This window comes from Sphingomonas sp. M6A6_1c (genome assembly GCF_053345135.1).
Genome location: NZ_JBKEZO010000002.1, coordinates 438,300 through 459,730, shown reverse-complemented (window position 1 = coordinate 459,730; position 21,431 = coordinate 438,300). Strand labels below are relative to the sequence as shown.

Below are 21,431 nucleotides of genomic sequence, written 5' to 3'. Positions count from 1 at the left end.
CAAACTACGGCTCCAAACCTGTTACGACGCCGTAACGCGGCGGAAGCCGGTTGCTATCCATTGCCGACCGATCAGAGGATGTAATGCATCCGTATCTGTTGCTGATTTGCATCACCGGTCACCGCGAAGCGTGCGGCGGCGAAGTGCGGCGCGCCGAAGCGGATCGGCGGATTGCGCGAGAAGCCGAAGCCTTCGCGCGGGATGCCGGCGAAGGTGTCGAGCCTGGCGTTGCTGTTCTCGTCGTGGATCACCGCGACGGCATATTGGCCGTGCGGCAGGCCCTCGAAGCGCAGGCTGTGCGCATTGGCCGGCACCGAGCGGGTGATCGCATCGGCATCGTCGACGCAGGCGGGGAAATTGTCAGGATCGGCGGTCAGGCAGACGCGCAGCAGCCCCTTGGCCGAACGCATCTGGCTGACGGCAACGTCAAGCCGCGCGATCGGCGCCGCGCCGAGCACCAGCGCCGCCGCCGGCAACAGCGCGGCGAGCGCCACCGGCCGGTTGCTGCGCCTGCGCCTTGGCACGCGCGTGGCTGCGCGCGAAATCGCCGACGCCGCGATCGGTGCCGCAGAGGCGGTCCCAGAACCGGAAGTAGAGCCCATAGTTACATCCATATTGCTCATGGTGCCGCTGATGATGGCTGGCGGTGATCAGCCAACCGCCCAATGGCCCCCGCCACATGAACCGCGGGAAAACCTCCCAGCCCATGTGATTGGTTACGCCCATAACCGTCATAGTCGCCAGCACGAAGCCCAGAGCGGCGACATGGATCGGAATTGCCAGCACCAGTAACGGAATTGCCACAGCGCCGGTGAGCGCCTCGATCGGGTGGAAGGCCATCGCCGCCCAGGCGGTCGGCGGGCGGCTGGCGTGGTGGACGGCATGCGCCGCCTTGAACACCGCCGGCCGGTGCATCCAGCGATGCGTCCAGTAGAACCAGGTGTCGTGGAGGACGAGGTAGAGCAGGATCGATACCGGCCAATACCATAAAGGATAAGCGTGGACGTCGCGATACACGCGCGTCCAGCCATGCGCCTGCCACCCCCAGGCGAGCACGCCGGCGGGGATGCCGTAGATCGCGGCGGAGGCGAGGCTCCATGCGATCTCGCGCCGCATCTGCGCATCGAGCCCGCGGTAGAGGCCGGGATGGCGCAGCCGCGTCGCCGCGGCGAACGCACCGGAGACGAGGAGATAGCGCACGCCGACGATCATCGTCATCGCCAGCGCGGACAGGGTGACGGCGAGCAGCATGGCACGGGACGTAGCGGATTTCCCGACGCGGGGATATGGCGGAAGCGACTGGCTTGGCTTGTGCGGCATTCCCCATCTTCGGCTCTGCAAAGGGAAAACAAGCACTTCGATCCTCCCCCGCCAGGGGGAGGTGGCGCGCCCGAAGGGCGTGACGGAGGGGGAGGATACGGTCAGCTCAGCATTTACGGAGACGCCCCCTCCGCCACCGGCCTGCAGCCAGCGGTCCCCTCCCCAACTAAAGCGAGGACGGAATTACCGTTCGAACACACGTATCGTCCGGCCCTTGTAATCCGCCGTGCGCACCAATTCGTACCCCAGCCGCGCCGCCAGCCGGAGCGACGGCGCGTTGCCCGGATCGATGATGCAGGTCGTGCGCGCGATGCCCTGCGCCTGCGTCCAGGCGAACACCGCCGCGAGCGCCTCGCCGGCGTAACCGCGGCCGTGCGCCGCCGGGGAGAGGGCCCAGCCCATCTCGGGCAGCATCAGCGGCGGATCGATCGCGCGGCGTGACTCGAGCAGGCCGACTTCGCCGACCAGGCCGCCGGCGCGGTCGCGGACCACCCAGCTGCCGTAATCGAACGCCTGCCATTGGCCGATCGAGCGGAGCAGGCGGAGCCACACCTCCTCGCGACTGCGCGCGACGCCGCCGATCCGTTCGAACACCGCGGGATGCGCCCACATTGCGGCGAGCGCGTCGAGATCGGCGGGGCGATGGACGGTGAGGATCAGGCGATCAGTGGCGAGGACGGGCGGCGTCATGCCGGCGAGGCTAGCGCGGCGCGCGGCGGCGTAAAAGCCGGTTCTCCCGTCGTGCGCTTTGGGCTAGGCGCAGGCATGGGTTCGACCATCCCTTGCGACGTGGCGATCGTCGGCGGCGGCCTCGCCGGCTGCCTGATCGCGCTGGCGCTGCGCGCGCGGCACCCCGGCCTCGACGTGCGGATCATCGAGGCGGCACCGCATCTCGGCGGCGACCACGTCTGGTCGTTCTTCGGCAGCGACATCGCGCCACAGGATCGCTGGCTGGTCACGCCGCTGACGGTGCACGACTGGCAGGGCTATGACGTCGCCTTCCCGCACCTCGCGCGGCAGATCGACGCGACCTATCATTCGGTGACCAGCGAGCGGCTGCATGCGGTGATCCGCGCGACGCTGCCAGCGCCGGCGATGATGCTCGGGCGCAAGGTGCTCGCCGCCTCGGCGACCGCGGTGGTGCTCGCCGACGGCGACCGGATCGCCGCCAAGGGGGTGATCGACTGCCGGGGGCCCGGCGACCTGTCGGTGCTCGATCTCGGCTGGCAGAAGTTCGTCGGGCAGGAACTGCTGCTCCACGCGCCGCACGGCGCCGCCGGCCCGACGGTGATGGACGCGACGGTGGAGCAGATCGACGGCTATCGCTTCGTCTATTGCCTGCCCTTCGCCGCCGACCGCATGTTCGTCGAGGACACCTATTACAGCGACACGCCGCACGTCGACCGCGCCGCGCTGGGGCTGCGGATCGCCGCTTATGCCGCGGGCCGCGGCTGGCAGGTCGACAGCGTGCTGCGCACCGAGGCGGGCGTGCTGCCGATCACGCTGGGGGGCGATTTCGAGGCCTATTGGCGGTCGAGCGGCGCCAACGTCGCCAAGGCGGGGATGCGCGCCGGGCTGTTCCAGCCGACCACCGGCTATTCGCTGCCCGACGCGGTACGGCTGGCGGTGCGACTGGCGGAACGCACCGATTTCGCGGGCCGGGCGCTGGCGGACTTCACCCACGATTACGCCCGCGCGGCGTGGAAGCACGGCGCCTTCTATCGCATGCTGAGCGCAATGATGTTCCGTGCGGGCGATCCGGCGGAACGTTGGCGCATCATCGAGCGCTTCTACCGTCTCGACCCGACGCTGATCACCCGTTTCTATGCGGGGCGATCCAGTCTCAAGGACAAGATACGGATTTTGACGGGCAAGCCACCGGTCCCGGTGGGCAGTGCGATCAGGGTCCTGCGAACGACGGCATGGCGGTAACCCGCGCAGAGGAATGGAAACGAACATGAAGTCGGCGATCGTCATCGGTGCGGGGTTCGGCGGGCTGGCGCTCGCAATCCGCCTGCAATCGGCAGGAATTGCGACGACCATCGTCGAGTCGCGCGACAAACCCGGCGGCCGGGCCTATTATTGGGAGCGCGACGGCTTCACCTTCGACGCGGGTCCCACCGTCATCACCGATCCCGCCTGCTTGCAGGAATTGTGGGCGCTCACCGGCCGCGACATGGCCGAGGACGTGACGCTGGAACCGGTGACGCCCTTCTACCGGCTCAACTGGGTCGACGGCACCAATTTCGATTACACCAACGACGAGGCGCTGCTCCAGCGCGAGATCGGCAAGCTCAATCCGGCCGATATCGCCGGCTATCACAAATTCCTCGAATATGCCGAAGGCGTTTATCGCGAGGGCTATGAGAAGCTCGGCCATGTCGCGTTCCTCGACTTCGCCTCGATGATCAAGGCGGCGCCGGCGCTGGCGAAATACCAGGCGTGGCGCTCGGTCTATTCGATCGTGTCGAAATACGTGCAGAACGAGAAACTGCGCGAGGCGCTGAGCTTCCACACGCTGCTGGTCGGCGGCAACCCGATGACGACCAGCGCGATCTATGCGCTGATCCACAAATTGGAGCGCGACGGCGGCGTGTGGTTCGCCAAGGGCGGCACCAACCGGCTGATCGCCGGGCTCGTCGCGCATTTCGAGCGGATCGGCGGCACGCTGCGGCTTGGCGATCCCGTCGCCTCGATCGAAACCTTGGGCGACCGCGCCACCGGCGTGCGCTGCGGGAGCGGCTGGGAAGCGCAGGCCGATGCGGTCGCCGCCAACAGCGACATCATGCACACCTATCGCGACCTGTTGAGCGATTCGCGCAGTGCGCAGCGGACCAAGGCGCGGCTCGAGCGCAAGAGCTATTCGCCGTCGCTGTTCGTGGTCCATTTCGGCATCAAGGGCACATGGCCGGGCATCCCGCACCACATGATCCTGTTCGGGCCGCGCTATAAGGAACTGCTCGCCGACATCTACGATCACGGCGTGCTGGCGGAGGATTTCTCGCTCTACCTGCACCATCCGACCGTCACCGACCCCAGTCTCGCGCCGGAGGGGCATTCGACCTTCTATGCGCTGGCGCCGGTGCCGCACATGGGCAAGTTCCCGGTCGACTGGAACGAGGTCGGACCGATCCTGGAAAAGCGCATCCTCGACGAGGTCGGGCGGCGGCTGATCCCCGACATCCACGAGCGGATCGTCACCAAGTTCAGTTATGCGCCGAACGATTTCGCGACCGACCTGAAGGCGCATCTGGGCAGCGCGTTCAGCCTCGAACCGGTGCTGACGCAAAGCGCCTATTTCCGCGTCCACAACCGCGACGACCATATCCCGAACCTGTATTTCGTCGGTGCGGGCACGCATCCCGGCGCGGGCATCCCCGGTGTGGTCGGAAGCGCCAAGGCGACGGCGGCACTGATGATGGCGGCGCGATAAACGCTCATTCCTCCCCGGCACGGAGCGCCAGGTCGGATCGTCCCCCGGACGATCCTCGATCATGCGGGGCATGATCGACCTGACGCTGGGGACCGGGACGCGCAGCGGCGTGGTGGAGGGGGGCTTCCTCAAACGATAGCGCTCGTGGAAGCCCCCCTCCACCAGCTTCGCTGGTCCCCCTCCCCGTTCCGGGGAGGAATGCTTGTTTCTACAACGCCTCCAGAAACCCCCGCACCACTTCCGGGATCGGCGCCGGCCGCCCCGTCGGCAGATGCACGTTGACCATCACCAGCGACACGGTCGCGTGCAGGTCCCCGGTCGTGCCGTGCGCCATGTCCATCGCCATCGTCATGCTGGTGCCGCCGACCCGCGCGATGCGGACGTGCGCGGCGACCGTATCGCCCCAGACGAACGGGCGGAGATAGTCGACCTCCGCCTTGCGGACGTGGAATTCGAGCTGCTCCCACACCGGCCCCAGCGCCGCGCCGATCCCGGTCCATTCCCAGAATTCGGTCGCGGCGACGTCGGCATATTCGAGGTAGCGCGAGTTGAAGACGACCTTCTGCCCATCGATCTCGGCATAGCGCACGCGGAAGCGCGTCGCGAAGGCGAAGCCCTCGCGCGGGCCGCCGCCGGCCGCGCCGTCGGCGGCGGCGCGCAGCAGCATCAGCCCGCGGTCCGGCTCGGCGTGTTGACGCCCATCGACTGGAGGTAGCGCTTCACGTTGCGCGCCGCCTGGCGCAGCCGCTGCTCGTTCTCGACCAGCGCGATGCGGACGAAACCCTCGCCGTTCTCGCCATAGCCGACGCCCGGCGCCACCGCGACCTGCGCATGGGTGAGCAATTGCTTGGAGAATTCGAGGCTGCCGAGATGCGCGACCGCCGGCGGTAGCGGCGCCCAGGCGAACATCGACGCACGCGGCGGCGGAATGTCCCACCCCGCCCGGCCGAAGCTCTCGACCAGCACGTCGCGGCGCTTGTGATAGAGCTGGCGGTTCTTCTCGACGATGTCCTGCGGGCCGTTCAGCGCGGCGCAGGCCGCCGCCTGGATCGGCGTGAACGCGCCGTAATCGAGATAGGATTTCACCCGCGTCATCGCCGCGATCAGCTTGGCGTTGCCGACCGCGAAGCCGATCCGCCAGCCCGCCATGCTATAGGTCTTGGACAGCGAGGTGAATTCGACCGCGACGTCCTTGGCGCCCTTGACCTGCAGGATCGAGGGCGTCGGATTGCCGTCGTAATACAGTTCCGAATAGGCGAGGTCGGAGATGATCCAGACCTGGTTCTCCTTCGCCCACGCGACCAGCCGTTCGTAGAAGGCGAGATCGACCGCCTCGGCGGTGGGGTTGGACGGATAGTTCACCACAAGCACCGACGGCCGCGGCACGGTGAACGCCATCGCGCGCTCGAGGCTTTCGAAATAGGCTTCGTCGGGGGTGGTGGGCACCGCGCGGATCGTCGCACCGGCGATGATGAAGCCGAAGGTGTGGATCGGATAGGAGGGATTGGGCGCGAGCACGACGTCGCCCGGTGCGGTGATCGCGGTGGCGAGGCTGGCCAGCCCCTCCTTCGACCCCATCGTCACCACCACCTCGGTTTCGGGATCGAGGTCGACGCCGAAGCGGCGGCCGTAATAATTGGCCTGGGCGCGGCGCAGGCCGGGAATGCCCTTCGACTGCGAATAGCCGTGCGCATCGGGCTTGCGCGTCACCTCGATCAATTTGTCGAGCACGTGCGCGGGCGGCGGCAGATCGGGATTGCCCATGCCGAGATCGATGATGTCCTCTCCCGCCGCGCGCGCCGCGGCCCGCATGCCGTTGACTTCGGCGATGACATAGGGCGGCAGGCGCTTGATGCGGTAGAAATCGTCGGACATGGGTCACCTTGTAGTTGACCCCGCCACCCTACGCCGCGGGCGGCGCTTGCACCATCCGATAATCCCGCCGCTCGCGGTCGAGCACGTTGATCGCATCGTGGACCCGCGCCTCGATCGCCTCGCGCGGCAGGCCGGGCGGGATCGTCTCGCCGATGCGGATCGTCACCACGCCGGGACGCTTGGGGCCGTGCCTGGGCCAGACCAGACCGGTATCGAGCGCGACCGGCACCACCGGCAGCGCGAGCGCGCGATAAAGGCCGGCGAAACCCGATTGCAGCGGCGGCTGCTCGCCGGGGGCGACGCGGGTGCCCTCCGGATAGATCAGGATCGAGCGGCCCTCCGCCTTGAGCGCCTTGGCGGCGCGCATCATCGAGCGCAGCGCGCCCGCCGAAGCCTCGCGATCGGCGATGATCCCGCCATAGCGCATCGCCGCCCACCCCCAGAACGGGATGCGGCTGAGCTCGCGCTTGATGACCATCGCGGGGTCGCCGAGCAGCAATTGCAGCTCCAGCGTCTCGAACATCGCCTGATGCTTGGCGGCGAAGAAATAGGTGCCGGCGGGCACCTGCCCCTCGACGCGGACGCGGACGCCCATGATGTACCGGTAGAGCAAGCGGTGCATCCGCGCCCAGACGTGCGCATGGCGGATCACCGCACGCCGCCCGAACAGCGCCGAGACCGGCACGCTCATGACGATCGGCACCGACAAGATATAGAAGAACGTCGCGAACAGGATCGTGCGCAGCCGGTTCATGCCCCTACCCCCAGCCACAGCGCCACGCGCCGCAGGATCAATTTGTTGTATTCGTTCACCAAAGTGCCGAGCCGCGGCGTGCTGGGCACGCCGTCGCCGAGCACCTGCACCCCCGGCCCCATCGCCGCGGCCAGCTCCATCCGCGCGCGCGGCACGTGCCAGTCGGACGTGACGAGGCGGACGGTGCGATAATCGTGCGTCTTGACCCAGGCGGCGGTCTCCTCGGCGTTCGAGCGGGTGTCGACCGCGTCGGCGCCCAGATCGATGCAGCAGCCGAACAGCGTCACCGGCACCTTATATTCGCGCGCCAGGTCGATCGGCCGCACGCCCGGCGCGACGCCGGTGACGAGCATCCGCCGCGCCTGCCGCGCCTGGAGCAGCGCGATGCCGCGATCGATCCGCCCCGCCCCGCCGGTCGGCACGACGATCGCATCGGTGGTGTTGGGGGCGAGCGGCTTGGGCAGCATCAGCATGAACGCCGCGAAACCCAGGCACCAGGCGAGCGCCGCCAGACCGAACAGCCGGACGATCACAGCGACCGCCTCAGCGCGGTGACGACGGTGACCCGTGCCGCCAGCGTCGCCAGCACGACGAAGCCTAGCGGCAGCAGCACGAGCAGCCCCCAATCGCCCGCATCGAGCGTGATGCCGCCGAGCAGCTCCGATCCCAGCGCGGCGAGCCGCGTCCCCAGGAACAGCAGCACCGCGAGTGCGCCCGCACCGCCGGCGACGCCGCCGAGCGCCGCGTCGAGCGCGATCCGCCGCTGGAACAGCCGCGCGACCTGCACGTCGGTCGAACCGAGCATATGCATCACCTCGATCGTCGCACGATGCGTCTCCAGCCCGGCGCGCGCCGCGAGCACCACCACCGCCCCGGTCGCGCCGAGCATCAGCAGCACCAGCGCGAACGCGAGCCAGGTCAACGTGTCGAGGAAACCGCCGACCGGCGACATCCAGCGCTGGTGGCGGTCGACGCGGCTGACTGCGCTGATCCGCCTCGCCGCGGCGATCACCGGCCCGGGCGCGGCGGCGGCGAGATCGACGTCGATCATCGCCGGCACCGGCAAATCGGCATCGTCTCCGGCATCGCCGAGCCACGGTGCGAGCGTGCGGGTCAGCTCGGCACGATCGACCAGCGTCGCGCGGCGCACCTGCGGCAGCGCGCGCAGCGCGGCGAGCGTGCGTCGGGCGAGCGCGTCGCGCGTCGCCGGGCTGCCCTCGACCACCTGCACGGTGAGCCGGCCGGCGAGCTGGCGTTCGAGCGCCTGCGCGGACTGGCGCGTGCCGAGCCCCAGCGCCGCGGCGAGCAGCGTGAGGAACAGCATGATCGCCATCACCCAGGTCATCGCGCGCAAACCGCCCGCCTCGTCGAGCACACGCCGATCCGCGCCGCTCATCCCTGCCCCCGCGGTGGCGGCGGGTAGCGGAGCATGCCGGTCGGATCGAGCAACCGGCCCTTGTCGAGCCGCATCATCTGCGCGCCGGGCACGCGGCTGAGCAATTGATAATCGTGCGTCGCGACGACTACCGTCGTGCCGAGCGTGTTGAGCGATTCGAACAGATGGATCAGCCGGTCGGCCATTTCGGGATCGACGTTGCCGGTCGGCTCGTCGGCGACCAGCACCTCGGGCCGGCCGATCACCGCACGGGCGATGGCGACGCGCTGCTGCTCGCCGCCCGACAGCGTCGCCGGGCGGGCGTGCAGCCGGTCGCCGAGGCCGACCCAGCCGAGCATCTCGCGCACTGGCTGTTCGATATCCTCTTCGGGCACGCCGGCGACGCGCAGCGGCAGCGCGATATTGTCCCAGGCGGAGAGATGCGGGACGAGGCGGAAATCCTGGAACACCACGCCGATGCGGCGGCGGAATCCGGGCAGGCGGCTGCGCGGCATCGTCACCGCATCCTCGCCGAACAGGCGGATGACGCCGCGGCTCGGCCGTTGCGCGAGATAGAGCAATTTGAGCAGCGAGGTCTTGCCCGCGCCGCTGGCGCCGGTGAGGAAATAGAAGGCGCCGCTGCCCAGCGTGAAGCTGATGTCGGACAGGGTTTCCTGCCCGGCGCCATAGCGCAGCCCAACATTTTCGAACTGCACGATATTTGCCATGCGCCTGGCCGCAACCGCTCCGTCTGGGGTGTCCGGGGCCGCAACCGGCCCTGCCGACAGCCTTCGCATGGGCGGCGCGCGGCTTCAAGCTTGCCACACGGGCGGGTCACGTGCTTAGAATCGCACGCAGTCCCGGTCATGGTTCCGGCACCCGTCCGTAAAGCGTCGCGCATGATCCTCGAATGTCCCGAATGCAGCACCCGCTATCTGGTGCCCGACAGCGCGATCGGGACCGAGGGTCGCACCGTGCGCTGCGCCAATTGCCGGCATAGCTGGTTCCAGGACCCGCCGCCGCCCGAGCCCGCGCCGCCGCCGCCGCCGCCGGTCGTCGATCCGATGCCGCCGTTCGAATCGGCGCAGCCGGTCGCGGCGGTCGAGCCCGAACGGCCCGCCTTCCTCGAACCCGCGGCGATTCCCCCGGTCCGGCCCGCGGCCGCGGCCGAATCGGTGCTGCCCGCGCCCGATTACGACGCCTTCGCGCCACGCCCGCCGTTCCGCCCGCGCCGCAACACGTCGAAACGCTGGACGGTGATCGCGGTGCTCGCCGGACTGCTGATGATCGCCGGCGTCGCCGCGATCGTCTTCCTCGGCGCGCCCGGACTGCTCGCGCGCATCGGCCTGCCGATCGGCGCGCAGGAATCGCCGCTGCGGCTCAAGGACAATCCGATCGAGCGGCGCGGGCTGGAGAACGGTTCGGAGCTGTTCGCGGTGAGCGGCCAGGTCAGCAATCCGTCGACCGAGCGCCAGCGCGTGCCCGATATCCGCGCCGAATTGCGCGATGCGCAGGGCCGCATCGTCTACAGCTGGACGATCACGCCGCAGCAGCGCACGCTCAATCCGGGCGGCACGATCGACTTCAACTCGGCCAAGCTCGACGTGCCGGCGAATTCGAAACGGCTCGAACTCAGCTTCGCCGGCGAAGCCGCGAACTGACCAAAGCGAACCGCCCGCCGTGCAGCAGCCCGGCGGCGAGCATTCCGATCCCGGACGCCCAGACCAGCGACGACGCGCCGCCGTCATGGTGAACCAGCCACCAGCCGACGCCGCCGGTGACGACGAAATAGGCGAGGATGCTGTTGACCCCCGCCGCGACCTGATCGCCGAGGCTGCGCAACGCATAGACCAGCACCACCTGGATGCCGTCGAAGACGATGAACGGCGCCCAGAGCGGCAGCATCGCCGCGGCGATCCGATGCACCTCCGCGGTCGCCGGGAACAGCGCGACCAGCACCGGCGCCGTCGCCGCGAGCAACGTCGCGCCGAGCCCGAGCGCGAGCACCGACAGGCCGACCGCGATCAGCGTGCGACGGATCGCCGCCACCGGCTGGCCCTCGCCCACCGCATTGCCCGCCCGCACGCCCGCCGCCGAGCCGAGACCCAGCGCGACCGCGAAGGTGACGTTGTGCATCGCGAACACGATCTGGAAGGCGTGCGCCGCGGCGTCGCCCAATTGCGTCGACAGCGCGATCAGGATCGAGAAGCCGGCGAGCTCCAGCCCGGAGGCGACCGCGGGCACGGTGCCGAACACCGCCAGCGCCCATGCGCCGCGCGGCACCGCGCGCCACGCCGCGGCGTCGAAGCGCAGCACGCCGCGCGCCCGTGCCCGCGGCAGGGTGAGCACGCTCGCCACCATGCCGATCGCGCCGAGCAGCGCGGCGATCGACGTCGCCAGCGCCGCCCCGACCGCGCCCAGCGCCGGCAGGCCGAGATGCCCTGCCGACAGCGCCCAAGCGAGCAGCGCGTTGACCGGCAGTACCGAGAGGTTGACGACGGTGACGCGCCGCGGACGGCTCACCCCTTCGAGGAAGAAGGCGGCGGCGACGTTCACCAGCTGGAACGGATAAGCGATCGCGAAGGCGCGGACGACGCGCGCGCTTTCGTCGATCCGGTCGGCGGCGACGCCGATCAGCGCGAGCAGCGGCTCGGCGGCGACGAGGAACAAGGCGCCGATCGCCAGCCCGAGCAGCAGGCCGAGCAGCAGCCCTTCGCGCAGCACGGCACCGGTGCGCGGCAGGTCGCCGGCGCCGTCGGCACGCGCCGCCATCACCAGCACCCCCGACAGCCACGACAGGCCGGTGACGATGCCGACGAAACCGAGCGCGCGGCTGGCGCCGAGCGCCGCCACCTCCTCGGTCGAGACGAGGCCGACGACCATCACGTCGGTGACCTGCAGCAACGTCCAGTTGAGGCTGGTCAGCGCCACCGGCCAGGCGAGCGCGAGCAGCAATCGCGTCTCGGCACGGGTCGTCAGACGGGGGAAGGTGCTGGCCATGGCGGCGCGCTACCGCGTCCTGATGACAGCGAAAAGCGCAGGATATGAAAAAGGGGCGTTGCGGAGCGCACGAGCCTTTGCTAGGGGCCTGCGCCTGCCAGATGCCGGCTCAGCCCGGTGTTCTTCACGTGCGGCCGTGGCGGAATTGGTAGACGCGCAACGTTGAGGTCGTTGTGGGCGAAAGCCCGTGGAAGTTCGAGTCTTCTCGGCCGCACCACTGTTTGCAGACAGAGTTATAGCCCGCGCCTCATGAGGTTGCGGGTTTTCTCTTGTCTTGTTGGAAAATGTTGCTGATCTGTTCTCGTCGCAACGGGATGGAGCGGCGATATGCAGGTGTCGATCGAGGCGAAACGGCGGGCCTATGCGGTCTGGTTGCGGACCGGACGATGGCCAGTCGCTAGGGGTGCGGATGGCACCGAATGGAAGTTCAATCCCTGGCATGATCCGAGGGACGGCCGGTTTACTACCGCGGGAAGCGGAAGTGTTGAGGCCACGACGCCTCCTGCAAAGGTGCAGCGGAGAGGGATAATACCGACTGGAAGACAGTTACCTGAAGTCGGTAATGAAAAACCAAATATGGCCGATAAAGCAGCTACTTTGCTATTGGCGCCTATTAAATCACAAGTAAATTTTGATATCGGCGTCATCAAAGGAGTAGCTGGCAGTTTCTCAGGGGTAGTGCGTTCAGCAAAATCATTAGCCGCTCACCCAGTTACAACAATAGTTAATTCTAATCTATCTTTAGCCAGTAGTATTGACAGGTTTGTTGCTGACGAAGAAAAGCCGACGGTCGAAAGACTCAAAAACATAGCTACCAAAATCAGCGAAAAATCCCCGGAGGAATTTGGCTATTTTCTTAGCAAAAACGCCACTGACTTTGCGATGTATCGCGGCGCGAAGGTCTTGGGACAAATCTCCAAACTCGCGAAGATGCGCGTGTCGCTGCCAGTCCGCTCTCCGACTCCTAAGTTAGTATGGGTCAAAGAGAACGTCGGCGGAAAAAGTATACATAAGTTGTACAATGATGCTGCGCCAGGCGCCCGCCCGGGCCATGCCCCCGCCTTGATGCGAACGCTAGCGGATGGCACAAAGCGCCCAGTCAAATTTGACGGTATAGACGGTAAGCATCTAATAGATCGCAAATGGAATTTGACTTCCAGACCAAATTCTAAAAAACAAATTTTACGGCAAGATGCGGTTTTGAGGGAACACGGCGTTCATGCGATCTACGAACTTCCTACCGACCAAAAGGTCCTTACGGCCAACAAAATCCTAAATAAGCTGAAAACTACAAACATCAGTACAAGAAAGGCAGAGCTATGAACGATGACCTAATCGCGTCCCAAATTGCTCGTTTAATAGCGAACCTGCTGTTATTTATAGAAGGATTAGATGAAGATGCCATTGAAAACGATATTACCGTACATCTTATAGAACAGATTTCCGCCGATCTAGAATCCTTAGACAAGTCATTCTTAAGAAAATTAGTCACAGCCTTTGAAAACATATCATCTGAGTACGACGAGGGTGATGATAAATTTGTGAGAGATATTCCAGTTGATCTATCCTTGGAGCCTTCGCTCCTTGATGGTAATTGAAAAATGCAAGCAAATAATTCAAACGGTCGTGGCGACGCGCGATGTCAAAAGTCTGCCCCTCACCCCGCTCCCATCCGCCGCAAATAGGCGGTGATCGCGGCATAGCCCGAATCGCTCAGCGAGATTTCCATGCGGCGCCGGTCAATCGGGTCGATCACCCGGTCGATCAGCTTGAGCTTGTGCAGATGGTCGATCCAGCGCTGCGAGGTGGTCACCGGCGCATGCGCGCTGCCGACCAGCGTCTTGACGTTCATCGTCCGGCGCTCCTCGTGCGCGACGAACAATGCGAGCAGCATGTCCCAGGCGGGTTCGTGGAACAGTTCGGCGGGAAAATGGTCGAACCGCGCCTGGCGCTGCGCCAGCAACTGCTTGGCCAGCTCGCGCCCGTTGAGCGGCGTGGCGACGGCCTGCGCCTCCCCGGTGCCGCCCGTCGTATCGGCGAGGCGATCGGCGCGCGTCCCGAACTCCACCGCGATCGCGGAGAGTTGCGTCGTCAGGTCTTTGACCAGTCCGGCGATGGACTCATGTGGCACGTCGCGTTCCCCAAGCGTCGTTTGTCGATCGTCTGCCTACCATTCAGGCAAAGAAAAAACACAACTATTTAGGGGACATGACCAATATTGGGTCGTCGACCGGCCCGGACGCGCGATCGGCGCCATCCGCCGTGCTGCATCCTTGTCGACCGATCGTGCGTTGCTGCTGTCCCGATCGTCGGACGCGGGTGTAAAGGATTTCGGTGGCTGCTTATCTGAATGCCGTCGGCACCGCCGTCCCGCCCCATGACGTCCACCACGCCTTCATCGACTGGGCCGGCGCGCGGGTCGAGCCGCGCGCACGACCGCTGTTCGCCCGGATGGCCTCGCGCGCCGGGATCGCACACCGCTGGTCGGTGCTGCCCGGTGAGAACGGCGGCAGCGCGGTCGACGTCGGCGGGTTCTACGGCGACGCGACGCCCGGCACCGCGGCGCGCATGGCGCTCTATGCCGCGGAGGCACCGGCGCTGGCGCTCGCCGCGATCGCCGCGCTGACCGGCGACGCGGCGGTCGCGCCCGCCGGCATCACCCATCTCGTCGTGGCGAGCTGCACCGGCTTCGTCGCGCCGGGGATCGACCAGATCATCGCCCGCCGGCTCGGCCTGGCGCCGTCGGTCGAGCGGCTGCTGATCGGCTTCATGGGTTGTTATGCGGCGATCGTCGCGCTGCGCGCCGCGCGTCATATCGTCCGCTCCGAACCGGATGCGCGCGTGCTGGTGGTGACGGTCGAGCTGTCGTCGCTCCACCTGCAGGACGAGACCGCGATCGAGCCGCTGCTGGCGATGCTCCAGTTCGGCGATGGCGGCGCCGCCGGGATCGTCAGCGCCGAGCCGACCGGGATCGAACTCGGCCAACCCTTCGCCGCGACGCTGGGCGACAGCGCCGAACTGATCCGCTGGACGATCACCGATACCGGCTTCGCGATGCACCTCGACGGCGCGGTGCCGGGGCGGATCGGCGACGCGCTCGGCGATGCCGACTTCGTCGCGACGGTGACCGGCGGCGCGGTGCCCGCCGATCTGTTCTGGGCGGTCCACGCCGGCGGCCGCTCGATCCTCGACGCGGTGCAGGCCGCGCTGGCCCTTCCCCCGGCTGCGCTGGCGCCGTCGCGCGGCGTGCTCGCCGATTATGGCAATATGTCGTCGGCGACGCTGATGTTCGTGCTCGCCCGGCTGCTCGCCGCACCGCCGGCGCAGGGCGAGGGCGTCGCGCTCGCCTTCGGGCCGGGCCTCGCCGCCGAGGGGCTGGCGCTGCGGGCGGTGCCATGAGCCTCGCCACCCGCGCGCAGGGCGAGGAGCTGATGGACGCGGACGACCTGCCCGCCGCGACCTATGCCGCGGTCGTCGCCGATCTCGCTCGGGTCAACACGGTGACGCTGGCGGCACGGCCGACGCTCGCCTTCCTCGATCGCGCGCTCGCCGGCGCCGGGACGCTGCGGCTGCTCGACGTCGGCTTCGGCGATGGCGACATGCTGCGTCGCATCGCGCGCTGGGCGGGCAAGCGCGGCATCGCCGCCGAGCTGGTCGGCGTCGATCTCAACCCGCGCAGCGAGGCGGCGGCGCGCGCCCACACCCCCGCCGGGCTGCCGATCGCTTGGCGGACCGGCGATTACGCCGATTGCGCCGGCGAAGGCTGGGACGTGGTGATCTCCAGCCTCGTCGCGCATCACATGACGCAGGCGCAGCTCGTCGCCTTCCTGCGCTTCATGGAGGCCGAAGCGGCGCGCGGCTGGCTGGTCAACGACCTGCACCGCCATGGCTTCGCGCATGCCGGCTTCCCGCTGCTCGCGACGCTCGCCCGCTGGCATCCCATCGTCCGTCACGACGGCCGGCTGTCGATCGCGCGGTCGTATCGGCCGGACGAATGGCCGCCGCTGCTCGCCGCGGCGGGTATCGCCGACGCGCGCGTGTTCCGCGCCTTCCCCTTCCGGTTATGCGTCGAACGGCTGCGCTGATCGTCGGCGGCGGGCCGGCGGGCGCGGCGGCGGCGATTCGCCTCGCCCGAGGCGGCACCCGCGCGCTGCTGGTCGAGCGGCAGCCGGCGGCGGATGCCCTGTGCGGCGGCTTCGTCAGCTGGCGGACGATCGACCGGATCGCCGCGCTCGGCGTCGACCCCGATATGCTCAACCGCGACCGGCTGACCCGCGTGACGATCTTCGCCGGCGGGTCCGTTCGCGAGGCGGCGCTGCCGCGTCCGGCGATCGGTGTGTCGCGGCGGCGGCTCGACACCGTCTTGCGCGACGCCGCCATTGCGGGCGGCGCGCAGATCGAGACCGGCGTCACCGTGCGCAGCATCGACGGGCTCACCGCGCAGCTCGCCGACGGCCCAGACATCGCCGCCGAAGCGCTGTTCCTCGCCAGCGGCAAGCATGACGTGCGCGGGCTGGCGCGGCCCGCCGCGGCGCGCGGGCGCGACCCGACGCTGGGCATCCGCGTCCACCTCGCCGCCGATCCCGAACTGTCGCGCGCGCTCGCCGGCCGGATCGAGCTGCATCTGTTCGATCGCGGCTATGCCGGCATCGCCTTGCAGGAGGATGGCAGCGCGAATGTCTGCATGGCGGTGCACCGCTCGCGCCTCCAGGCGGCGGGCAGCCCCGCCGATCTGCTCGACGAGCTCGGCCGCGAGCTGCCGCGGCTCGGCGAGCGGCTGGCGCGACTCGCCCCCGGCGCGCCGATCGATGCGATCGCCAACGTCCCTTATGGCTGGCGGCAGCAGGGCGGCAGCGCCGGGCTGTTCCGGCTCGGCGACCAGGCCGGCGTCATCCCCAGCCTCGCCGGCGAAGGCATGGGCATCGCGCTCGCCAGCGGCGTCGCCGCGGCCGAGGCCTATCTAAGCGGCGGACCGCAGGCCGCGATCGCCTGGCAACGCGATTTCGCGGCGCGGCTGGCGCGGCCGATGGCGGTCGCCGGGTTCGTCCGCCGCCTCGCCGAAAGCCGCTGGTCGGGCGGCGCGCTGCGCTGGTTGCCGCCGGGACTGATACAGGTCGTGGCGCATGCGACCAGAATGACCCCATGATGGTTGACGCTGACCCCCTCCGTCACGAGATTGACCCTATGGATCACCTGAATCTTTCGGAAGCCGAATGGCGCAAGCGTCTGAGCCCGGCGCAATATCACGTCCTGCGCGAAGCAGGCACCGAGCGCGCCTATGCGGGTGCGCTCACCGACAACAAGGCGGACGGGCTGTACCAATGCGCCGCCTGCCACCTCGATTTGTTCGACAGCGCGGACAAGTACGACAGCGGCTCGGGCTGGCCGAGCTTCATCCAGCCGATCACGCCCGATCGCGTCGCCGACCATAGCGACACCAGCCACGGCATGACCCGCACGGAAACGCGCTGCGCCCGCTGCGACAGCCACCTCGGCCACGTCTTCCCCGACGGCCCGCCGCCGATGGGGCTGCGCTATTGCATGAACTCCATCGCCCTGGAATTCCGCGCCCGCAAGGCGGCGTAACCCACGTCCTCCCCGCCAGGGGGAGGTGGCAGCACGAAGTGCTGACGGAGGGGGAGGACGGGATGGGAGCTTTCTAACAAGGCTTCCGCCCTGTCCTCCCCCTCCACCATTCGGCGTACGCCAAACGGTCCCCCTCGCCCTTACGGGGGAGGATTGCCGCGCTCGGCTCCCACCACGTCCCTCCCCGCGCGCCGTTACCGGCGCGAAACATCGCCTCGCCCGCTTGTCGGCACCGCGGTCATCCGGTAATCGCGCAAATCTTCATGGCCCGTGCGCGCACCCCCCGCTCCGCTCCTGCCCGCCGCTCGCCATGGCGCCGGCGGCTTGTCCTGTCCGCCCAGATCGCGGTGGCGCTCGTCGTGCTGGCGTTCGGGGCGCTGGCGATCGCGGTCTATGTCGCGCGCGCGCAATTGCCGAGTTTCGAGGAATTGAAATCCTCCCCCAACGGCCAGATGATCCGGGTCCATGCCGCCGACGGCAGCGTTATCGTCTCGATGGGGCCGAGCTACGGCGAATGGCTGTCCTACGACAGCATCCCGCGGGTGATGCGCGAGGCGACCGTCGCGGTCGAGGATCGCCGCTTCTACAGCCATCCCGGCGTCGATCCGCTCGGCATCGCGCGATCGGTCCTGATCCGCTACGAACGTGGCCGCTGGATCCAGGGCGGATCGACCATCACGCAGCAGCTCGCGCGCAACGTCTTCCTCAACAATCAGAAGAAGTTCGGCCGCAAGTTCCGCGAATGGATCCTGGCGCTCGCGCTCGAACGCAAGTTCAGCAAGGACCAGGTGCTCGAGCTGTACCTCAACAAGGTCTATTACGGCGGCGGCGCCTATGGCATCGACGCCGCGTCGCGCAAATTCTTCGGTCATGGCGCCAACACGCTCAACCTCGCCGAGGCGGCGGTGATCGCCGGGCTGGTCAAGGCGCCGTCCAATTATTCGCCGACCGCCGACGCGCAGGCCGCGGTCGGCCGCGCCGGCGTCGTACTCGACGCGATGGTCCGCCACGGCTCGATCACCCGCGAGCAGGCGAACGAGGCCGATCCGCAGGCGCTGCGCCTCGCCCCCGAACCCAGGCAGAACAGCGCGCGCTATTTCACCGATTGGGCGCTGCCGCAGCTCGACACGCTGATCGACGAGACGCAGGCACCGCTTGACGTGTGGACGACGTTGGACCTGGGCATGCAACGCGACGCCGATGCCGCGGTCCGCGCCAACGCCCCCGACGGTGCGCAGGGCGCGTTGGTCAGCCTCGATCGCGACGGCGCGGTCAAGGCGATGGTCGGCGGCAAGGATTACGTCTCGTCGATCTACAATCGCGCGACGCAGGCGCAGCGCCAGCCGGGCTCGGCGTTCAAACTGTTCGTCTATCTCGCCGCGCTGGAGGCCGGCCACAAGCCCGAGGACACGATCGTCGACGAGCCGGTGACGATCAACGGCTGGAGCCCGCGCAACGATTCGCGCCACAATTCCGGGCCGGTGACGCTGCGCACCGCCTTCGCTTTCTCGCTCAACACCGTCGCGGCGAAACTGGGTCAGGAGGTCGGCTTCACCACCGTCGCCGACATGGCGCGGCGCTTCGGCATCACCACGCCGATCAACACCCACCCTTCGATGGTGCTCGGCACCTCCGACGTGCGGCTGATCGACATGACCCGCGCCTTCGCCAGCGTCGCCGCCAAGGGCGTCGCGGTGACGCCTTATGGCATCACCCGCGTCACCGCCAACGGCCAGACGATCTACACGCACGAGGTCGACCGCAGCCACGTGCTGGTCGCGCCCTATGTCGCGGCGGAGATGACCGACCTGTTGCAGACCGCGGTCAACACCGGCACCGGCCGCGCCGCGCAGATCGGCCGTCCGGTCGCGGGCAAGACCGGCACGACCAGTTCGTCGAAGGACGGCTGGTTCCTCGGCTTTTCCAGCGGACTCACCACCGGCGTGTGGATGGGCCGCGACGATGCGCGGCCGATCGCCGGCCTGCACGGCGGCACCGCACCGGCACGCGCCTTCGCCGCCTTCATGAAGCCGGCCACCGCCAACCGGCCGATCGAGCAGTTCGAGACGCAGGTGACTTTGCCCGAATGGCAGCTCGAACCCGACGAGGAGACCTATTACGGCCCGCCCGATAACGGGGCGGCGATGGTCGACGAGGACGGCAACCCGACCGCGCAGGCGCCGCGCGACGAGCAGCAGCAGGACGAGCAGAGCATCCGCCCGCAGGACAGCGCGCCGCAGCAGCTCGACGATCTCATCGACCGCGTCACCGGCCGCGATGCGCCGCAGCCCCGCGACGACCGGCGCGACCCCGCCGCGCCGGCGCGCCAGCCGCTACGCGACGATCGCCGCGATGGGGCCCCGGCGAACCGCCAGCCGCCCCGCCCGCTTCAGGACGACCGACCGACCCAGTGAAGCGCGGCGCCGTGGTCGCGCAGCCACGCCCGCGCCGGGGTCGGGTCCTCGCCGTACAGGCGCGCGACCAACGCGTGGAACACCGGCGCGTGGTTCATATGGACGCGATGCGCGACCTCGTGCGCCACCGTCGCGCGGCGTACCCAGCCGGGGGCGAGGATCAGCCGCCAGCTATAGCGGATCGCGCCATCGTGCGCGCAACTGCCCCAGCGGCCCCGCGCATCGCCGATCGCGACGCGTGCGACGGTGACGCCGGCCTTGGCGGCATAATCGGCGGTCTCGCGGGTGAGCAGGTCGAGCGCCTGCCGCTTCAGCCATGTCTCCACCCGTCGCGGCAGCGTATCGAGCGGCCCCGAGAGCGACAGGATGTCGCCGTCCACCTCGACGCGGCGACGGCTGCCCGGTTGCCAGACGATCGTCAGCGCCCGGTCGGCGACGGTGAGCGCCATACCGGGGGCGAACGGGCGCGGCTGCGGCAGGCGGGCGCGCTGCTCGGCGATCCATTCGGCCTTGCCCTGCGCCCAGGCGAGCGCCGGCTTCAACGCCGCACGCTTGGGCACCACCAGCCGCGCCCTGCCGCTCGCCGGATCGAGCGACAGGCGGATACGCCGCGCGGTCGGGTGCCGCACGACCTCGAACGGCTCGCTCACAATTCGCGTTCGACGATATGGTTCTCCATATCGCCGACATCGTCCTCGCTCACCGTCCAGCCGCGCACCGAAATGCCGGCGGCATGCACCGATTCGCGATTCCCGCTGATGAGATAATGCCAGTCGCGCAGCGGCTCGCCCGCCGCGCGCAGCCGATAGGCGCAGGTCGACGGCAGCCAGTCGATGCCGCGGACGTTGCCCGCGGTCAGCCGCACGCATTCGGGGACGTAGGCGTGGCGATGCTTATAGTCCGAACAGAAGCCGCTGCGCCGGTCGAGCAGCCGGCAGGCGACGTTGGTCGGAACGATCTCGCCCGTCTCCTCGTCTTCCAGCTTGTGGATGCAGCATTTGCCGCAGCCGTCGCACAAGGCTTCCCATTGGCCGCGGTCGAGCTGCTCGATCGGCAGCTCCCAGAATTTGTTCATTTCGCCCAGCGCTTGATCTCGGCGGCCACGGCATGCGGCCCCTGCTCGGTCGGCAGCAGCGCAAGCGGCTTGCCGTCCGGGTCCATCAGATAGGTGGTGCGGCTATGGTTCACCAGATAGCCGCCGCCCGGCTGCATCGCGCCCTTGCCGGCATAGACGCCATAAGCCTTCGATACCGCGGCGATCTCAGCCGGCGTGCCGGTCAGCCCGACCATGCGCGGGTGGAAGGCGGCGGTGAAGCTCTTGAGCACCTTGGGCGTGTCGCGCTCGGGATCGACGGTGACGAAGATCGGCACGATACGGCGGGCGAGATCGGCGTCGCTGCCGTCGAGTTCCGCCACCGCCTTGCCGATCGCCGCCGCGTCGGTCGGGCAGACGTCGGGGCAGAAGGTGTAGCCGAAATACATGATGCGGTATTTGCCCGCGAAATCGCGATCGCTGACGGTCCGCCCGTCCTGGTTCACCAGCGTGAACGGACCGCCGATCCGGGCACCGGCGAGCGGCGGCGCCTCCTGCGGCGCGGCGTGACAGGCGACCAGCGCAACGGCGGCGAGCGGGGCGAGACGCAGAATGTTCATGACCTCGCCAGCTCTGATCTG

General features: G+C 68.3%; 24 protein-coding genes and 1 tRNA gene. 11 read left to right on the top strand and 14 right to left on the bottom strand.

Annotation, left to right across the window (positions count from 1 at the left end; all coding sequences use genetic code 11):
* Positions 1 to 71 precede the first annotated feature (71 nt).
* From ACLBWH_RS05260 to ACLBWH_RS05250, 3 genes are all read right to left on the bottom strand, one after another.
* Positions 72 to 458, bottom strand: coding sequence for a DUF2141 domain-containing protein (locus ACLBWH_RS05260; RefSeq protein WP_322848629.1), 387 nt, complete (start codon positions 456 to 458; stop codon positions 72 to 74).
* Positions 427 to 1,251: a sterol desaturase family protein gene (locus ACLBWH_RS05255; protein WP_322848213.1), complete on the bottom strand. Its 825-nt coding sequence runs from the start codon at positions 1,249 to 1,251 to the stop codon at positions 427 to 429. The genes ACLBWH_RS05260 and ACLBWH_RS05255 overlap by 32 nt, the downstream gene beginning before the upstream one ends.
* A 252-nt stretch (positions 1,252 to 1,503) precedes the next feature.
* A complete protein-coding gene (locus ACLBWH_RS05250; RefSeq protein ID WP_447797275.1) occupies positions 1,504 to 2,010 on the bottom strand; it encodes a GNAT family N-acetyltransferase in 507 nt (168 codons plus the stop codon).
* Between the two features lie 75 nt (positions 2,011 to 2,085).
* On the opposite strand from ACLBWH_RS05250, the gene crtY reads away from it, so the two are divergent.
* Positions 2,086 to 3,252, top strand: a complete 1,167-nt coding sequence (crtY, locus tag ACLBWH_RS05245; protein WP_447797274.1) for a lycopene beta-cyclase CrtY — start codon at positions 2,086 to 2,088, stop codon at positions 3,250 to 3,252.
* Positions 3,253 to 3,277: 25 nt separating this feature from the next.
* On the top strand, positions 3,278 to 4,753 hold the full coding sequence (locus ACLBWH_RS05240; RefSeq protein WP_447797273.1) for a phytoene desaturase: 1,476 nt from the start codon (positions 3,278 to 3,280) through the stop codon (positions 4,751 to 4,753).
* 208 nt (positions 4,754 to 4,961) lie between these two features.
* Here ACLBWH_RS05240 and ACLBWH_RS05235 read toward each other — a convergent pair whose 3' ends face one another.
* The 6 genes from ACLBWH_RS05235 to ftsE are packed head-to-tail and all read right to left on the bottom strand — an operon-like array spanning position 4,962 to position 9,485.
* Positions 4,962 to 5,420 (bottom strand): acyl-CoA thioesterase, encoded by a 459-nt coding sequence (locus tag ACLBWH_RS05235; RefSeq protein ID WP_447797271.1) that lies wholly within the window; start codon positions 5,418 to 5,420, stop codon positions 4,962 to 4,964.
* Positions 5,420 to 6,628 (bottom strand): LL-diaminopimelate aminotransferase, encoded by a 1,209-nt coding sequence (locus tag ACLBWH_RS05230; RefSeq protein WP_447797269.1) that lies wholly within the window; start codon positions 6,626 to 6,628, stop codon positions 5,420 to 5,422. Before ACLBWH_RS05230 ends, ACLBWH_RS05235 begins: the two co-directional genes overlap by 1 nt.
* Positions 6,629 to 6,656: 28 nt before the next feature.
* Complete coding sequence (locus ACLBWH_RS05225) at positions 6,657 to 7,382, bottom strand: lysophospholipid acyltransferase family protein (protein WP_447797267.1); 726 nt, start codon at positions 7,380 to 7,382, stop codon at positions 6,657 to 6,659.
* Complete coding sequence (locus ACLBWH_RS05220; protein WP_447797265.1) at positions 7,379 to 7,915, bottom strand: YdcF family protein; 537 nt, start codon at positions 7,913 to 7,915, stop codon at positions 7,379 to 7,381. Before ACLBWH_RS05220 ends, ACLBWH_RS05225 begins: the two co-directional genes overlap by 4 nt.
* Positions 7,912 to 8,778, bottom strand: coding sequence for a cell division protein FtsX (locus ACLBWH_RS05215; RefSeq protein WP_447797263.1), 867 nt, complete (start codon positions 8,776 to 8,778; stop codon positions 7,912 to 7,914). Before ACLBWH_RS05215 ends, ACLBWH_RS05220 begins: the two co-directional genes overlap by 4 nt.
* Positions 8,775 to 9,485, bottom strand: a complete 711-nt coding sequence (gene ftsE / locus ACLBWH_RS05210; RefSeq protein ID WP_038664725.1) for a cell division ATP-binding protein FtsE — start codon at positions 9,483 to 9,485, stop codon at positions 8,775 to 8,777. Before ftsE ends, ACLBWH_RS05215 begins: the two co-directional genes overlap by 4 nt.
* 171 nt (positions 9,486 to 9,656) lie before the next feature.
* Here ftsE and ACLBWH_RS05205 point away from each other — a divergent pair, with 171 nt between their 5' ends.
* Entirely contained in the window at positions 9,657 to 10,418 is a 762-nt protein-coding gene (locus tag ACLBWH_RS05205; protein ID WP_447797261.1) for an MJ0042-type zinc finger domain-containing protein, read from the top strand.
* Here ACLBWH_RS05205 and ACLBWH_RS05200 read toward each other — a convergent pair.
* Positions 10,390 to 11,757 carry an MATE family efflux transporter gene (locus tag ACLBWH_RS05200; protein ID WP_447797260.1) on the bottom strand — a complete coding sequence of 456 codons (1,368 nt, stop codon included), beginning with the start codon at positions 11,755 to 11,757 and terminating at the stop codon, positions 10,390 to 10,392. The genes ACLBWH_RS05205 and ACLBWH_RS05200 overlap by 29 nt on opposite strands.
* 130 nt (positions 11,758 to 11,887) lie before the next feature.
* Here ACLBWH_RS05200 and ACLBWH_RS05195 point away from each other — a divergent pair.
* The 3 genes from ACLBWH_RS05195 (at position 11,888) to ACLBWH_RS05185 (ending at position 13,355) form a co-directional block, all read left to right on the top strand.
* Positions 11,888 to 11,974 (top strand) — tRNA-Leu (locus ACLBWH_RS05195).
* Between the two features lie 110 nt (positions 11,975 to 12,084).
* Positions 12,085 to 13,080: a hypothetical protein gene (locus ACLBWH_RS05190; protein WP_447797258.1), complete on the top strand. Its 996-nt coding sequence runs from the start codon at positions 12,085 to 12,087 to the stop codon at positions 13,078 to 13,080.
* On the top strand, positions 13,077 to 13,355 hold the full coding sequence (locus ACLBWH_RS05185) for a hypothetical protein (protein ID WP_447797256.1): 279 nt from the start codon (positions 13,077 to 13,079) through the stop codon (positions 13,353 to 13,355). The genes ACLBWH_RS05190 and ACLBWH_RS05185 overlap by 4 nt, the downstream gene beginning before the upstream one ends.
* A gap of 59 nt (positions 13,356 to 13,414) precedes the next feature.
* Here the strand turns inward: ACLBWH_RS05185 and ACLBWH_RS05180 are convergent, their stop codons facing one another.
* A complete protein-coding gene (locus tag ACLBWH_RS05180) occupies positions 13,415 to 13,888 on the bottom strand; it encodes a hypothetical protein (RefSeq protein WP_322848226.1) in 474 nt (157 codons plus the stop codon).
* Between the two features lie 197 nt (positions 13,889 to 14,085).
* Here ACLBWH_RS05180 and ACLBWH_RS05175 point away from each other — a divergent pair, with 197 nt between their 5' ends.
* The 5 genes from ACLBWH_RS05175 (at position 14,086) to ACLBWH_RS05155 (ending at position 19,757) form a co-directional block, all read left to right on the top strand.
* Positions 14,086 to 15,156 carry a type III polyketide synthase gene (locus ACLBWH_RS05175; protein WP_447797491.1) on the top strand — a complete coding sequence of 357 codons (1,071 nt, stop codon included), beginning with the start codon at positions 14,086 to 14,088 and terminating at the stop codon, positions 15,154 to 15,156.
* Positions 15,153 to 15,842, top strand: a complete 690-nt coding sequence (locus tag ACLBWH_RS05170) for a methyltransferase domain-containing protein (RefSeq protein WP_447797254.1) — start codon at positions 15,153 to 15,155, stop codon at positions 15,840 to 15,842. Before ACLBWH_RS05175 ends, ACLBWH_RS05170 begins: the two co-directional genes overlap by 4 nt.
* Positions 15,821 to 16,903, top strand: coding sequence for an NAD(P)/FAD-dependent oxidoreductase (locus tag ACLBWH_RS05165; RefSeq protein ID WP_447797252.1), 1,083 nt, complete (start codon positions 15,821 to 15,823; stop codon positions 16,901 to 16,903). Before ACLBWH_RS05170 ends, ACLBWH_RS05165 begins: the two co-directional genes overlap by 22 nt.
* A 38-nt stretch (positions 16,904 to 16,941) precedes the next feature.
* Complete coding sequence (gene msrB, locus ACLBWH_RS05160) at positions 16,942 to 17,343, top strand: peptide-methionine (R)-S-oxide reductase MsrB (protein ID WP_447797250.1); 402 nt, start codon at positions 16,942 to 16,944, stop codon at positions 17,341 to 17,343.
* Between the two features lie 263 nt (positions 17,344 to 17,606).
* Positions 17,607 to 19,757 carry a PBP1A family penicillin-binding protein gene (locus tag ACLBWH_RS05155; protein ID WP_447797249.1) on the top strand — a complete coding sequence of 717 codons (2,151 nt, stop codon included), beginning with the start codon at positions 17,607 to 17,609 and terminating at the stop codon, positions 19,755 to 19,757.
* Here the strand turns inward: ACLBWH_RS05155 and ACLBWH_RS05150 are convergent.
* The 3 genes from ACLBWH_RS05150 to ACLBWH_RS05140 are packed head-to-tail and all read right to left on the bottom strand — an operon-like array spanning position 19,733 to position 21,410.
* A complete protein-coding gene (locus ACLBWH_RS05150) occupies positions 19,733 to 20,407 on the bottom strand; it encodes a M48 family metallopeptidase (RefSeq protein WP_322848231.1) in 675 nt (224 codons plus the stop codon). The two genes, ACLBWH_RS05155 and ACLBWH_RS05150, sit on opposite strands and share 25 nt — an antisense overlap.
* Complete coding sequence (locus tag ACLBWH_RS05145; protein ID WP_322848232.1) at positions 20,404 to 20,832, bottom strand: YcgN family cysteine cluster protein; 429 nt, start codon at positions 20,830 to 20,832, stop codon at positions 20,404 to 20,406. Before ACLBWH_RS05145 ends, ACLBWH_RS05150 begins: the two co-directional genes overlap by 4 nt.
* Positions 20,829 to 21,410: an SCO family protein gene (locus tag ACLBWH_RS05140; RefSeq protein ID WP_447797247.1), complete on the bottom strand. Its 582-nt coding sequence runs from the start codon at positions 21,408 to 21,410 to the stop codon at positions 20,829 to 20,831. Before ACLBWH_RS05140 ends, ACLBWH_RS05145 begins: the two co-directional genes overlap by 4 nt.
* Between the last annotated feature and the right edge of the window lie 21 nt (positions 21,411 to 21,431).

Coding starts and splice junctions, on each gene's coding strand:
- ACLBWH_RS05255 (WP_322848213.1), bottom strand. CDS start 1,251: ATGCTGCTCGCCGTCACCCTGTCCGCGCTGGCGATGACGATGATCGTC.
- ACLBWH_RS05250 (WP_447797275.1), bottom strand. CDS start 2,010: ATGACGCCGCCCGTCCTCGCCACTGATCGCCTGATCCTCACCGTCCAT.
- crtY (WP_447797274.1), top strand. CDS start 2,086: ATGGGTTCGACCATCCCTTGCGACGTGGCGATCGTCGGCGGCGGCCTC.
- ACLBWH_RS05240 (WP_447797273.1), top strand. CDS start 3,278: ATGAAGTCGGCGATCGTCATCGGTGCGGGGTTCGGCGGGCTGGCGCTC.
- ACLBWH_RS05235 (WP_447797271.1), bottom strand. CDS start 5,420: ATGCTGCTGCGCGCCGCCGCCGACGGCGCGGCCGGCGGCGGCCCGCGC.
- ACLBWH_RS05230 (WP_447797269.1), bottom strand. CDS start 6,628: ATGTCCGACGATTTCTACCGCATCAAGCGCCTGCCGCCCTATGTCATC.
- ACLBWH_RS05225 (WP_447797267.1), bottom strand. CDS start 7,382: ATGAACCGGCTGCGCACGATCCTGTTCGCGACGTTCTTCTATATCTTG.
- ACLBWH_RS05215 (WP_447797263.1), bottom strand. CDS start 8,778: ATGAGCGGCGCGGATCGGCGTGTGCTCGACGAGGCGGGCGGTTTGCGC.
- ftsE (WP_038664725.1), bottom strand. CDS start 9,485: ATGGCAAATATCGTGCAGTTCGAAAATGTTGGGCTGCGCTATGGCGCC.
- ACLBWH_RS05205 (WP_447797261.1), top strand. CDS start 9,657: ATGATCCTCGAATGTCCCGAATGCAGCACCCGCTATCTGGTGCCCGAC.
- ACLBWH_RS05200 (WP_447797260.1), bottom strand. CDS start 11,757: ATGGCCAGCACCTTCCCCCGTCTGACGACCCGTGCCGAGACGCGATTG.
- ACLBWH_RS05190 (WP_447797258.1), top strand. CDS start 12,085: ATGCAGGTGTCGATCGAGGCGAAACGGCGGGCCTATGCGGTCTGGTTG.
- ACLBWH_RS05185 (WP_447797256.1), top strand. CDS start 13,077: ATGAACGATGACCTAATCGCGTCCCAAATTGCTCGTTTAATAGCGAAC.
- ACLBWH_RS05170 (WP_447797254.1), top strand. CDS start 15,153: ATGAGCCTCGCCACCCGCGCGCAGGGCGAGGAGCTGATGGACGCGGAC.
- ACLBWH_RS05165 (WP_447797252.1), top strand. CDS start 15,821: ATGCGTCGAACGGCTGCGCTGATCGTCGGCGGCGGGCCGGCGGGCGCG.
- msrB (WP_447797250.1), top strand. CDS start 16,942: ATGGATCACCTGAATCTTTCGGAAGCCGAATGGCGCAAGCGTCTGAGC.
- ACLBWH_RS05155 (WP_447797249.1), top strand. CDS start 17,607: ATGGCCCGTGCGCGCACCCCCCGCTCCGCTCCTGCCCGCCGCTCGCCA.
- ACLBWH_RS05145 (WP_322848232.1), bottom strand. CDS start 20,832: ATGAACAAATTCTGGGAGCTGCCGATCGAGCAGCTCGACCGCGGCCAA.
- ACLBWH_RS05140 (WP_447797247.1), bottom strand. CDS start 21,410: ATGAACATTCTGCGTCTCGCCCCGCTCGCCGCCGTTGCGCTGGTCGCC.